The organism is Ruegeria sp. YTSB088 (assembly GCF_059609825.1).
In genome coordinates, this window is sequence record NZ_JBXWMM010000011.1 from 158,109 (window position 1) to 170,128 (window position 12,020).

Annotated in this window: 11 protein-coding genes, 1 tRNA gene and 1 pseudogene; 4 read left to right on the forward strand and 9 right to left on the reverse strand. The window is 56.8% G+C overall.

The window, feature by feature from the left end:
* Positions 1 to 5 precede the first annotated feature (5 nt).
* From AC2FFA_RS17475 to AC2FFA_RS17510, 8 genes are all read right to left on the reverse strand, one after another.
* Positions 6 to 1,103 (reverse strand): M56 family metallopeptidase, encoded by a 1,098-nt coding sequence (locus tag AC2FFA_RS17475; protein WP_496852558.1) that lies wholly within the window; start codon positions 1,101 to 1,103, stop codon positions 6 to 8.
* Positions 1,090 to 1,485, reverse strand: a complete 396-nt coding sequence (locus AC2FFA_RS17480; protein WP_117869443.1) for a BlaI/MecI/CopY family transcriptional regulator — start codon at positions 1,483 to 1,485, stop codon at positions 1,090 to 1,092. The genes AC2FFA_RS17475 and AC2FFA_RS17480 overlap by 14 nt, the downstream gene beginning before the upstream one ends.
* Positions 1,486 to 1,550: 65 nt before the next feature.
* The gene (locus tag AC2FFA_RS17485) at positions 1,551 to 1,952 is read right to left on the reverse strand and encodes a DUF2160 domain-containing protein (RefSeq protein WP_496852559.1); all 402 of its coding nucleotides are present in this window, start codon (positions 1,950 to 1,952) and stop codon (positions 1,551 to 1,553) included.
* Between the two features lie 8 nt (positions 1,953 to 1,960).
* On the reverse strand, positions 1,961 to 2,758 hold the full coding sequence (locus AC2FFA_RS17490) for a carbohydrate ABC transporter permease (protein WP_117869441.1): 798 nt from the start codon (positions 2,756 to 2,758) through the stop codon (positions 1,961 to 1,963).
* Positions 2,755 to 3,618: a carbohydrate ABC transporter permease gene (locus AC2FFA_RS17495; RefSeq protein ID WP_117869440.1), complete on the reverse strand. Its 864-nt coding sequence runs from the start codon at positions 3,616 to 3,618 to the stop codon at positions 2,755 to 2,757. Before AC2FFA_RS17495 ends, AC2FFA_RS17490 begins: the two co-directional genes overlap by 4 nt.
* On the reverse strand, positions 3,615 to 4,691 hold the full coding sequence (locus tag AC2FFA_RS17500; RefSeq protein WP_299895873.1) for an ABC transporter ATP-binding protein: 1,077 nt from the start codon (positions 4,689 to 4,691) through the stop codon (positions 3,615 to 3,617). The genes AC2FFA_RS17495 and AC2FFA_RS17500 overlap by 4 nt, the downstream gene beginning before the upstream one ends.
* A 1-nt stretch (position 4,692) precedes the next feature.
* Positions 4,693 to 5,742, reverse strand: a complete 1,050-nt coding sequence (locus AC2FFA_RS17505) for an ABC transporter ATP-binding protein (protein ID WP_496852560.1) — start codon at positions 5,740 to 5,742, stop codon at positions 4,693 to 4,695.
* Positions 5,743 to 5,828: 86 nt separating this feature from the next.
* Entirely contained in the window at positions 5,829 to 7,568 is a 1,740-nt protein-coding gene (locus tag AC2FFA_RS17510; protein WP_117869438.1) for an ABC transporter substrate-binding protein, read from the reverse strand.
* A gap of 243 nt (positions 7,569 to 7,811) precedes the next feature.
* On the opposite strand from AC2FFA_RS17510, the gene AC2FFA_RS17515 reads away from it, so the two are divergent.
* The 4 genes and pseudogenes from AC2FFA_RS17515 to AC2FFA_RS17530 all read left to right on the forward strand — a co-directional run bounded on the left by AC2FFA_RS17515 (position 7,812) and on the right by AC2FFA_RS17530 (position 11,877).
* Entirely contained in the window at positions 7,812 to 9,134 is a 1,323-nt protein-coding gene (locus tag AC2FFA_RS17515; protein WP_496852561.1) for a V-type ATP synthase subunit B, read from the forward strand.
* Positions 9,135 to 9,192: 58 nt separating this feature from the next.
* Positions 9,193 to 9,522 (forward strand): annotated as a pseudogene (locus AC2FFA_RS17520) (V-type ATP synthase subunit D); the annotation flags it as partial.
* A complete protein-coding gene (locus AC2FFA_RS17525; protein ID WP_496852562.1) occupies positions 9,503 to 10,948 on the forward strand; it encodes a V-type ATP synthase subunit A in 1,446 nt (481 codons plus the stop codon). The pseudogene AC2FFA_RS17520 and the gene AC2FFA_RS17525, both read left to right, overlap by 20 nt.
* Positions 10,949 to 11,079: 131 nt before the next feature.
* Positions 11,080 to 11,877: a DeoR/GlpR family DNA-binding transcription regulator gene (locus AC2FFA_RS17530; RefSeq protein ID WP_496852563.1), complete on the forward strand. Its 798-nt coding sequence runs from the start codon at positions 11,080 to 11,082 to the stop codon at positions 11,875 to 11,877.
* Positions 11,878 to 11,943: 66 nt separating this feature from the next.
* On the opposite strand, the gene AC2FFA_RS17535 is transcribed toward AC2FFA_RS17530, so the two are convergent.
* A tRNA-Glu gene (locus AC2FFA_RS17535) sits at positions 11,944 to 12,018 on the reverse strand.
* Positions 12,019 to 12,020 lie beyond the last annotated feature (2 nt).

Consider the following 12,020-nt stretch of genomic DNA (forward strand, 5'->3'; position numbering starts at 1 on the left):
TCGGATCAGTTCCCCTGATTGCGCGCTTCCAGCCGTTCCAGATTGACCACGGTCGACAGCATCAGGCGATCATGGCTCCAATCCTGTGTTTGCTGTAGCGACGCAGACCCCAGTGCAAGAAGGGTGGCGAAGGTCAATGCCATCCCCAGGAACAGAGCGGGGAGGGTGGGCACCGTCGGTTGCGCATCAGTCAGCGCAAGCACACGCTGTCGCAGCACACGCTTGGCCTTGCCGCCAGTCACAAAGGCAACGTTCAAAACGCGTGGATTGTTAACCGAGATCGTACGTGCGCAATAATCCAGCAGGCACGCGGTATACTCGCGCGCATCGATCCGTTTGCGAGCCACTACTGACTGGTCGCATGCCAGTTCACGTAAACGGCCGAACTGATACTTGAGCATCAGATAGGCAGGGTTCCAGAACAACAGCGGGCGCAGTATTTCAAAGCCCAGTTCCCATTCAACATCGCCCGCCCGAACATGCTGAAGTTCGTGCGCCAACGCAAAACGCAGCTCGTGCGGATTATCCAGCAGGTGGCTTGGCAGAACGACATGGCGACGGCGCAATCCGCGCACCGCGAAAGGTACGGTGATGCGATCCGAAAGATGGATATCAACCTTGTTTGACTGCCGCCAAAGAAAGCTGGATTTGACTGTCTGACGGATCATCATCGCGTCCCGCAGGGCGCGAGCCGCAAACACGGCGGCGACCAAAACGAGCAGTGTCGCGAATGCGGTGATAATCGGCTGCTGCCCTGACAACGCAAGATCCACCCACCTTTCACGGGTGTTCAGCAGGGCCTCGAACTGGGTGGCAGGCATGGCGATGTCGCCGCGCAGATAGGCGGCAACGGCGATGTCGCCGAGCGCCATGGCGCTGCCCGGCCATGCATAAGAGGCGAATGATGAAACACCGATCGCAAGAAAGGGGCTGATAAGTACGCAAACGCACAGCGCCTTGAGTGCACGCAATTGCGCGACAAAGCTATGGCGCTGGGCTGTTCGGTTCAGGGCTGCGCGTGCCACCAGCCAGATGACGGCCGACAAGGCCAGCACGATGTTGAGCTCAATGAATGCGTCGAGAACCGGTCTAACCGCTGTCATTTTGCAGTCTCCTCTCTACCAGCGCTCGAATTTCCTCAAGATCGGCTTCGCTCAGCCCCGCGTCATCGACAAGCCGTGCCACCAATGTGGCGGGGGTGTCGTCGAACAGTGTGCGGGACAGGTTTTGCAGCGAACGGGCCTGATATCTGTCCTTTTCCAGAAGCGGCGTATAGATCAGGGTCTTTCCTGTCTTGTGGCTTTCCACAAAACCCTTTTCGTCCAGAATACGAAGGATCGTGGCCCCGGATGTGTAGGCTAGATTGCGTTCCAAAGGCAGGCGGTCCAGGACATCTCGCACCGAGCCTTGCCCGAGGGCCCAGAGTTCGTTCATGAACTCCAGTTCAACCTCGGTCAGCAGATTTGTAGTCTTTTTCTTTCGCATCGATCTCGGTGTAGTCATGTTTAGTATGCCTGACAGACAAGCATCCTTTCGCGATTTCTCAAAGTCTAAACTTTCCAGAACACAAAAATGCCCCAACCGATAGACAGGAAAAGAGGTATCCAGACCGGCTGTCCGACAAGCCCCAGCCAGGCGAGGAAGATATAGGCGGACCCCAGAAGGGTGATGAACAGCCGGTCGCCCAATGTGGTCGTCAGCCCCAGCACACCGCGCCGTTCTATACCATCTCGATACTTGAAGCCCTCAAGAACGCCGATCAGAGCGATGGCCGAAAAGATTCCGACGAACACGGCCAGTGTCGCCGGGGTCCAGGCCATCCAGAAATCGGGCCACAGTGGGGCAGTCCAGGAAAAGCCTTTTTCCTCTGGCTGGCCGACGCTGCCCCATCCGGCCTGCTGGGCAAAAGTGGTGGAAGGCAGGAAAAAGAGGGTGAGAAGAAGTTTACGCATATCGAACCTCACACACGTCCCATCGCGAAACCACGCGCGATGTAGTTGCGGACAAACCAGATGACGATGGCGCCGGGGATGATGGTCAGGGTGCCGGCGGCGGCAAGCAGGCCCAATTCGTACCCCGCGCTGGATGCGGTGCGGGTCATCACGGCGGCGATGGGCTTGGCCTCGACCGCCGTCAAGGTCTTGGCCAACAGCATTTCCACCCACGAGAACATGAAGCAGAAGAAGGCCGCGACGCCGACGCCAGCTTTGATATTCGGCAGGAAGATCGTCACGAAGAAGCGCGGGAAGGAATAGCCGTCGACATAGGCTGTTTCGTCCAGTTCCTTTGGAATGCCGCGCATAAAGCCTTCCAAAATCCAAACCGCCAGCGGCACATTGAACAGCGTGTGTGCCAGAGCCACGGCCAGATACGTGTCGAACAGACCGATGGAAGAGTAGAGCTGAAAGAATGGCAGCGCAAATACCGCAGCCGGAGCCATCCGGTTGGTCAGCAGCCAGAAAAACAGCTGTTTGTCACCTAGGAACCTGTAGCGAGAGAAAGCATAGGCAGCAGGCAGTGCGACACAAACCGAAAGTACCGTGTTCAGAGTCACATAAGCGATCGAGTTGATGTAGCCCCAGTACCAGGTCGGATCAGTGAAGATTGTGATGTAATTTTCCAGCGTAAATGTCTGGGGGAACAGGGAAAAGCCCGACAGAATCTCGTTCGTGGTCTTGAAGGACATCGCCACCAGCCAATAGATCGGCAGCATCAGGAACGCGATGTACAGGATCGGGATGAGGGAACGCTTTTTCATTCTGCGTCATCCTTTGTCATCAGAGTGTAGAAGAGCCACGACACAAGCAATGTGATGGCGAAATAGATCAGACTCATCGCCGCCGCCGGGCCAAGGTCGAACTGTCCCAACGCGATCTTCACCAAGTCGATCGACAGTAGGGTGGTCGAGTTGCCGGGGCCACCGCCGGTCAGTACGAAAGGCTCGGTATAGATGTTGAAACTGTCCATGAACCGCAAAAGAATTGCGATGGTCAGAACTGTCTTCATCTTGGGCAGTTGGATGTAGCGGAACACCGACCAAGGGCTGGCACCGTCGATCTTGGCCGCCTGATAATAAGCGTCAGGGATCGACACGAGGCCCGCGTAACAAAGCAGCACCACCAGTGAGGTCCAATGCCAGACATCCATCACAATGACCGTAATCCAGGCCGACAGAGGCTGTTGGGTCATGTCATAGTTGATGCCCAAAACGTCATTTAGGAAGTATCCAAGCAGGCCGATCTTGGGCAGGGTAAAGATGTTCCACATCGAGCCCACCACATTCCACGGTATCAGCATCGGCAGAGCCATCAGAACCAGACAGACCGGCACCCAAAAGCCTTTACGCGGCATGGATAGTGCGACGATGATACCCAAGGGCACCTCGATGATCAGGATCATGAAGGTAAACAGGAACTGCCGTCCCAAAGCGGCCTGGAAACGGTCTGATCTCAGGATTTGTTCAAACCAGCCGAGCCCTTCCCAGAAGAACTGGTTGTTGCCAAAGGTTTCCTGCACCGAATAGTTGACCACAGTCATCATCGGCACCAGCGCGTTGAACGCGACCAGCGCCAGGACCGGAAGGACGAAGAACCACGCCTTTTGGTTTTCTGTTCTCATTGCGCCCGCTCCTCGGTTGCGATCCAGCCGTCCCGATAGACGCGGGATTGTTCGGGTTTGAATTGCAGGAAGACCTGCGAGCCCGGCTCGGGCACGCTGTGTTCGGTTACGGCCTTGAGGGCGGTGTTTCCGACCATCGCGCTAACCACAAAATGGCGACCGATGTCCGATACTTTGGTCACATGCGCGGGGATGCCGGTCTCGCCGAAGCCCACATATTCCGGGCGAATACCCAGATCAGTGTGGCCGCCGTCACCATGCGCGGGGCCTTCCAGCATGATTTCGTGCCCTTCAAAGATGGCGCGGTCGCCTTTGGCCTCACACGGAAGAACGTTCATACCGGGCGAGCCGATGAAGTGGCCGACAAAAGTGTGCTGAGGACGCTCGAACAGTTCGACCGGCGTGCCGATTTGAACCACTTCACCGTCCTGCATAACGACAACCTCATCGGCGAAGGTCAACGCCTCGGTCTGGTCATGGGTCACGTAGATCATGGTGGCTTGCACGCGCTGATGCAGTTCTTTCAGCTTGGACCGCAGCTTCCATTTCAGATGGGGGTCGATCACGGTCAGCGGCTCATCGAACATCACAGCGTTCACGTCATCACGAACAAGGCCACGGCCCATCGAGATTTTCTGCTTGTTGTCCGGGCTCAGGCCCGAGGCCTTGGTGCCCAACATATCCGTGACATCCAGCATCTCAGCAATTTCATTGACACGGCGCTTGACCGTAGCGGCATCAACGCCTCTGTTCTTCAGCGGAAAAGCCAGGTTTTCGCCGACGGTCATGGTGTCGTAGATCACCGGGAACTGAAACACTTGCGCGATGTTGCGCTGATCCGGGGGTAGGGCCGTTACATCCTGATCATCGAACAGGATACGCCCCTCGGACGGGGTCAGCAGGCCGGAGATGATGTTGAGGAGTGTGGACTTGCCGCAACCTGACGGCCCCAGCAGTGCATACGCCCCACCATCACGCCATGTCACGTCGATTTCCTTCAGCGCATAGTCCTCTGGGCCTTTTGGCGCGGGCATATAGCTATGTCGAAGGTTTGAAAGCTTGATCTGTGCCATGTCAGGCCACCCTTTTGCCGTCTTGGCCGAAATACCGGCAATGGGCCGGGTTCATGTAGAAACAGTGATCTTCACCCACCTGATAGGGGTGAACGCCAGCAGCCAATGATACCCAGGCGTCATCCCCATGCTGGAAATGCGCGCTGGAATCCGAACCTGAGAGTTCGGTTACGATAACGCGGCCCGTCAGTTCGACATCCGTGTCAGATGTTCGAAATGGCGTCACGCGGTGAGGGCGCACGGCGACCATGTACTCTCCATCCGCCAAATCCGTGACGGACCAGCCGCCGCCGCCAGCCAACTCCGCCTGAGCGCCTGATACTGTTACTTGGGCAACGTTGATCGGCGGGTCCGAGAACACACGTGCGGCGGCAATGTTTTCAGGGTTTCGGTAGATGTCGGCAGTCGGACCGAATTGGGTCACACGGCCATCTTCCATGAGGGCGGTGTAGCCGCCCAGCAAAAGGGCCTCTTCGGGTTCCGAGGTGGCGTAGACCACAACGGCCCCGCGACCAGCGAACAGGTCGGGAAGTTGCTCGCGCAGTTCTTCACGCAGTTTGTAATCAAGGTTGGCCAGCGGTTCGTCGAGGAATACGGCGCGGCTTTCCTTCGCGATGGCACGCGCCAGTGCGGTCCGTTGCTGTTGCCCGCCCGACAGCTCGTGCGGCCGACGGTGCAGCATGGGGCGTAATTGCAGCAGGTCCGCAGCCTCTTCAACGCGGCCCTGGATTTCGGACTGCGCCATGCCTGCTACACGCAGAGGAGAGGCGATGTTGTCGAATACGGTCATATGCGGGTAGTTCACGAAGAACTGGTGCACGAGGCTGATTTGTCGCTTTTGCGTGTTCAGCCGCGTGACGTCCTGGCCATCCATAATGACCTTGCCCGAGGCTATCGGATCCAGACCGGCCATCATCTTGATAAGAGAGGTCTTGCCTGACCCGGTGGCACCCAGCAGCACATTGAAATGGCCGGTTTGCAAGGTCAGTGACGTGGGTTTGATATGGTTGACGTTGCCGACCCGTTTGGTCGCGTCTTGAAGTTCGATCATGTCTGTGGGTTCCGATCCCGCAGCGCGTCGCGCTGTCTTGGTCTTGATGTGGGGATGCCGCAAACGGCACCCCCGGTTTCAACAGCTTACTGAGACTGCCAGCGCTGAACCAGTTCGTCATAGTTGACGGTCTGGCCTTGCGGCTTTTCGTTCTCAAGCTTGGCCTTGGGCGAGCCCGGCTTCTCCAGCCAGAAGGACGGATCCTGCGGTTCGTTCAGGCGCGGGCCACAGCCACCGTAGACACCGGCACTTTCATCCGCTGCCTGCATGCGGGCCATGGTGATGTCCATCTCTTCGGCCAGACGATCCATCGCCTCTTGCGGGGTGAAGGCACCCGAGTTCACGTCACCGATCTGCTGCCACCAGATCTGGGCCAGCTTCGGATAATCCGGCACGTTGATGCCGGTCGGCGACCATGCCACACGGTCAGGCGAGCGATAGAACTCGACCAGACCACCCAGCTTGGGTGCGCGTTCGGTGAACGATTCGTGATTGACCGAGCTGTCACGGATGAAGGTCAGACCCACATGGGACTTCTTCACATCAACAGTTTTGGACGTCACGAACTGAGCGTATAGCCACGCCGCCTGAGCACGATCCGCAGGGGTCGATTTCAGGAAGGTCCAGGAGCCCACGTCCTGATACCCAACCTTCTGGCCTTCTTCCCAATAGGGGCCGTGCGGGCTGGGCGCCATCCGCCACAGCGGTGTGCCTTCGTCATCCACAGTGTTGTTGCCTTCAGACTTCGGCTTCACCATGTCGGCGGTAAAGGCGGTGTACCAGAAGATCTGCTGGGCCACGTTGCCTTGGCTGAGCGCGGGCAGCGACTGATAGAAGTCATAAGACGCTGCACCCGGAGGAGCATAGGCCCGCAGCCATTCATCCCATTTGCGGATCGCATAGACCGCAGCCGGACCATTTGCAGCACCGCCGCGTGACACCGAAGCGCCAACAGGGTTACAGGTGCCCGCTTCCATGCGGATGCCCCATTCGTCGACAGGGATACCATTGGGTTCGCCCACATCACCGGCACCGGCCATCGACAGCCACGCATCAGTCATACGCCAGCCAAGGTCAGGCGCACGTTTGCCGTAATCCATGTGACCATAGATCGTGGTGCCATCGACTTCTTTCACATCGTTGGTGAAGAACTCGGCGATGTCCTCGTAGGCTGACCAGTTGACCGGGACACCCAGATCATAGCCGTACTTCTCTTTGAACGCGGCCTTGTTGGCTTCGTCATCGAACCAGTCCTTGCGGAACCAATAAAGGTTCGCAAACTGCTGATCGGGCAGCTGATACAGCTTTCCGTCCGGACCAGTGGTGAACTGAATGCCCATGAAGTCATCCAGATCCAGTGTCGGCGAAGTCGTCGCCGCCCAGTCACCACCCATCATGTCGGTCAGCGGATAAGCCAGTTGCAGACGCGAGTGCGTGCCGATCAGGTCACTGTCATTGACATAGCCGTCATACAGGTTCCGACCTGTCTGAAGCTGGGTCTGAACAGCCTGAACCACTTCGCCCTCGCCGAGGATTTGGTGATTGACCTTGATTCCGGTGATTTCCTCGAATGCCTTGGTCAGGACCTCGGATTCGTAAGAGTGGGTCGGAATGCCTTCGGACAGGACGTTGATTTCCATGCCAGCGTAAGGCTGTGCAGCCTCGATGAACCACTGCATTTCACCCATCTGTTCGTCTTTCGACAAGGTCGATGGCTGGAATTCGTCGTCGATCCAGCGTTGTGCTGCGGCTTCGTCGGCCCAAACAGGACCGTGCCCCGCAATGACGGCAGCCGCCGCCACTGCGGAAAGTAGATGTCTCCGCATCTGTCTCCTCCCAAAAATTATGGTTCTCCGGCAGAAACCGGATGCCGGACAGCATCAGCGATTTCTTGCGTACGTGTCAAACTAAAAATTTAGTAATTGACGTTCAGACATCCCGAAAGAGGGGGGCTGAACTCATTTGCCAATTTGTGAATTCGCTGTAAGCTGCCATTGTTTATACAAAAATTACCGCTGAACCGTGCAGCCCGAATTGCGGAAAACGACTTGGAACAGTAAGGGCAGGCAATGTCCCGAAGTCTGTTGAAGTACACGCGTGTTCTCGAAATTGTCGGGGACACAATCAAGGTTCGTGTGCCAATCGAGGACACTCGTGAACCGGCTGTTCGGTTCAACGACCTTGCTGTGATCGAGACGGTAGATGGCCGAAAACCACTGGCCCAGACGATCTTCATCGACCGGGATGTCGTCACGTTGCAGGTGTTTTCGGGTACCAAGGGAATATCGACCGAAGCAACGGCAACCTTTCTCGGTCATCCGATGCAGACACCTTATTCGGCCAACAATCTAGGGCGGGTCTTTGATGGCGCCGGTGTTGCCATTGATGGAGGCCCCGACCTGTCTGCGGAGCCGCATATCGATATTGGCGGACCGACCGTCAACCCGGCGAAACGAGCGGTTCCGAATAAAATGATTCGGTCAGATGTGCCGATGACCGAAGTGTTCAACACTTTGGTCGAGAGCCAGAAAATTCCGATTTTCTCGGTTTCTGGCGAGCCATTCAGTGCTTTCCTCAGCCGAATCGGTATCCAGGCAGATGCAGATATCGTGGTCTTTGGCGGGCTGGGACTGATTTTTGACGACTACCACACGTTCCGCACCTCGTTCGAAGATGCGGGCGTGTTTTCGCGCACCGTCATGTTCGTCAGCCAGGCGATGGATCCTTTGGTCGAATGTCTGCTGATGCCGGACATGGCGCTAGCGGTGGCTGAGAAGTTTGCTGTGGAAGAGGGCAAACGCGTGCTGGTCTTGCTGACAGACATGACCGCCTATGCGGATGCAATGAAAGAGGTTGGTATCAGTCAGGAAAGGGTGCCTTCTCAGCGCGGCCATATGGGGGACTTGTATTCCCAGCTTGCGCGCCGATACGAAAAAGCCTGTGACTATGCAAAAGGCGGGTCGGTTACGGTTCTGACCGTCACGACTATGCCCGGAAATGATGTAACCCACCCGGTACCTGACAACACCGGCTATATCACCGAAGGGCAGTTCTATTTGCGTTCCGGCGTGATCGATCCGTTTGGCAGCCTGTCGCGCCTCAAACAGAACGTGATCGGCAAGACCACCCGCGAAGTTCACGGGCAGATCATGAACACGATGATCCGTTTCTATTCTGAAAGCCGCGATGCCGTGCAAAAACAGGCGATGGCCTTCGATCTGTCGGACCACGATCACCAGTTGTTGAAATTCGGCGGCCTGTTCCGGTCTCGGTTCATGGACATCATTGTTTCGAACCCGCTGGAAGAGGCGCTGGATCTGGGTTGGAAGACACAGGCAGAGTGCTTTGAGCCGGAACAGTTGCTGATGAAGCAGGCATCGATCGACAAGTAATTCCCGAAGGATGCCAATGGCGCGGTTGCAACTGAATAAATCATAGCTTGCACGCGAGCAGACACAGCTGAAAAGCTATGAGCGGTTCCTGCCGTCTTTGGACCTGAAACAGCAACAGTTGGTGGCCGAACGGGTCAGGGCTCGGGAAGAAGTCAAGCGGCTTGAGCACGAAGTGCAGGTCCTTTCGCAGCAGGTAGGAGAAAAGCTACCGATGCAGGCCCAACAGGGCATTGATTTGGAGGGGCTGGTCGAGCTCAGGGATTACAAGGTCAAGGAGGTCAACGTGGTGGGTGTCAAGATGCCCGACCTGGTCCGGATCGACGTTGTCGTGCGTCCATATCCCGTTTTGGCCAAACCCCATTGGGTCGATGTCGCTGCTCGGTTGCTGCACGATATGGTCCTTTACGCCGTCAGTGAAGGTGGGCGACACGGTCACTGCCGGGGACAGCGTTGGAACAGTACCCGAAGGCCATCTCAGCCACCAGATCATGCTGCCGTTCAACTGGACCGGCGTGTACATGGTAGTCTGGGTGCAAAAAGGCGCGGCCACGATCCATGACATCGTGGCCCGTCTGGAAGACGAAATCGGTGGTGAGCATACGCTGACACTCTCGCAGAAATGGCCCTTTCGGCGACCACTGCCAGAAAATGTACTGAAGCGCGCACTGTCCGAGCGGTTGTATCCGACGGAACCGGTTCTGACTTCGCAACGACTGATTGACACGTTCTTTCCGATTGCACGCGGTGGCACGGCCTGTATTCCCGGGCCGTTCGGAGCGGGTAAAACCGTGCTGCAAAACCTGATCGCACGGAACGCAAAAGTGGATATCGTGATCGTTGTGGCCTGCGGCGAGCGCGCGGGTGAGGTGATAGAGACCATCGAGGAATTCTCGAAGATGACCGATCCGTCCACCGGCGGCAGCCTGATGGATCGGACGATCATCATCTGTAACACGTCGTCCATGCCGGTTGCCGTGCGCGAGGCGTCGATCTTCACCGGAATAACGTTGGGGGAATACTACCGTCAGATGGGGTATGACGTTCTGTTAATCGCCGACAGCACCAGCCGGTGGGCGCAAGCCATGCGTGAAACCTCTGGCAAGCTCGAGGAAATTCTGGGCGAAGAAGGGTTTCCGGCCTATCTGGAAAGCTCGATCAAGGGTCTGTACGAGCGCGCCGGGGCGTTGAAAACAAATGACGGCGATTTCGGCAGCCTGACACTGATCGGTACGGTTTCGCCTGCTGGCGGCAACTTTGACGAGCCGGTAACCCAGTCAACCCTATCGACGGTCAAGTGCTTCCTCGGGTTGTCATCTGAACGGGCTTACAAGCGGTTTTATCCGGCAGTCGACCCGATGCTCAGCTGGTCCCGGTATACTGACCAATTGTCCGACTGGTACGACAAGAACGCCGAACCGGGGTGGACGGGCAAAGTACGTGAGCTTCTGACGCTGATCGAAAAAGGTGAACAGGTCGTTCAGATGATGCAGGTCACTGGGGAAGAGGGTGTCACGATTGACGATTTTGCAACCCAACAAAAAGCGTTGTTCGTTGACATGGTCTACTTGCAGCAGGACGCATTTGACAAAGTCGATGCGACCGTGCCACTCGAACGGCAAATAATGACGTTCAAGCTTGTGCACGATGTGGCGCAATCCACGGCAGTCTATGTCGACAAGGCCGAGGCCCGACAGGTGTTCACGCAACTGACCGGGTTGATGAAGAACTTTCACTATGCGGCAGAAAACACACCCGAATACAAATCCACCTGGCATAAGATCGAAAACCTGTGCCGAGAAAAGCTTGGGGTCTGAGACAGATAACTCCGGTTCGTTCCGGCGATCCCCGAAGGCTGGAAATACCTCGCGGCACAGTCGTGTCACCGGCTTGTCGTGTGCGACGATCCATGCCCTTATGATGCGAAACCGAATATTCGGAGCTGACAGTGAAGAAAAAAGCCCCAAACACCCATCGTGAACTGGAATTGCTTGACGCATTGCGGCGTCTGGGGGGGGCAGCGCGAAACTCTGATTTAGTGAATGTGCTGGGTGTGTCCGAAGAAACGGTGCGACGTACGATCAAGTCCCTGTCCAAGGCGGGCACGATCGAGCGCGTTCATGGCGGTGCCTACCTTGCCGGGGCGCAAGGTGATCCCGGTTTCTTTCGCCGAATTTCGAAACATGCCGACGAAAAGCGTCTAATCGCGGCTCATACGGCCAAAATGGCCCGGGATCAGATGACGGTTTTTCTGGATGTCGGCTCGACCACCGCCTTTGTTGCCGAGGAATTGCGCCGGGCCAGCCGCCTGACGGTTGTCAGCAATTCTATCGGTGTTGTGCAGACCTTGGCAGGGATCAATGGAAACCGTGTGCATCTGCTGGGCGGAGAGCTGCAAAGTGATGAGAGGGGCACGTTCGGCCACGTCGCCCAGAGGCAATTGCAACGATATGCGTTTGATCTTGCGATCCTCAGCACGGATGCGATCTCGGACAGCAATGGGTTTCTGTATCACAGCCCGGCGGAGGCAGATCTTGCCACGGTCGTGGCTGGTCAGGCGGATCACGTTGTCATGGCTGCTGCGCATTTCAAATTTGGCAATATGGCCCCTTATGTCGGGCCAGATCCGCGTCTGGTGCACGCGATTGTGACAGATGCGGCACCGAAAGGGGCGATGGCCAAGTCCTTTGACCGTTGGGGCATTGACGTACAGGTTGCGAAAGCAGGTGGATCTGATGCGGCGTGACATCAACCACGCGTCAGAAAAGGCCAATTGTCAGATCAGAAAGCAAAGGCCGAAGATGCGGGGAAATGGTAGCCCGTAGGGGAATCGAACCCCTCTTTCCAGGTTGAAAACCTGGCGTCCTAACCGATAGACGAACGGGCCAC

Excerpts from the sequence above, each read along its gene's own strand:
- AC2FFA_RS17475 (WP_496852558.1), bottom strand. The coding sequence starts at position 1,103 with ATGACAGCGGTTAGACCGGTTCTCGACGCATTCATTGAGCTCAACATC.
- AC2FFA_RS17480 (WP_117869443.1), bottom strand. The coding sequence starts at position 1,485 with ATGCGAAAGAAAAAGACTACAAATCTGCTGACCGAGGTTGAACTGGAG.
- AC2FFA_RS17485 (WP_496852559.1), bottom strand. The coding sequence starts at position 1,952 with ATGCGTAAACTTCTTCTCACCCTCTTTTTCCTGCCTTCCACCACTTTT.
- AC2FFA_RS17490 (WP_117869441.1), bottom strand. The coding sequence starts at position 2,758 with ATGAAAAAGCGTTCCCTCATCCCGATCCTGTACATCGCGTTCCTGATG.
- AC2FFA_RS17495 (WP_117869440.1), bottom strand. The coding sequence starts at position 3,618 with ATGAGAACAGAAAACCAAAAGGCGTGGTTCTTCGTCCTTCCGGTCCTG.
- AC2FFA_RS17500 (WP_299895873.1), bottom strand. The coding sequence starts at position 4,691 with ATGGCACAGATCAAGCTTTCAAACCTTCGACATAGCTATATGCCCGCG.
- AC2FFA_RS17505 (WP_496852560.1), bottom strand. The coding sequence starts at position 5,742 with ATGATCGAACTTCAAGACGCGACCAAACGGGTCGGCAACGTCAACCAT.
- AC2FFA_RS17510 (WP_117869438.1), bottom strand. The coding sequence starts at position 7,568 with ATGCGGAGACATCTACTTTCCGCAGTGGCGGCGGCTGCCGTCATTGCG.
- AC2FFA_RS17515 (WP_496852561.1), top strand. The coding sequence starts at position 7,812 with ATGTCCCGAAGTCTGTTGAAGTACACGCGTGTTCTCGAAATTGTCGGG.
- AC2FFA_RS17525 (WP_496852562.1), top strand. The coding sequence starts at position 9,503 with ATGTCGCTGCTCGGTTGCTGCACGATATGGTCCTTTACGCCGTCAGTG.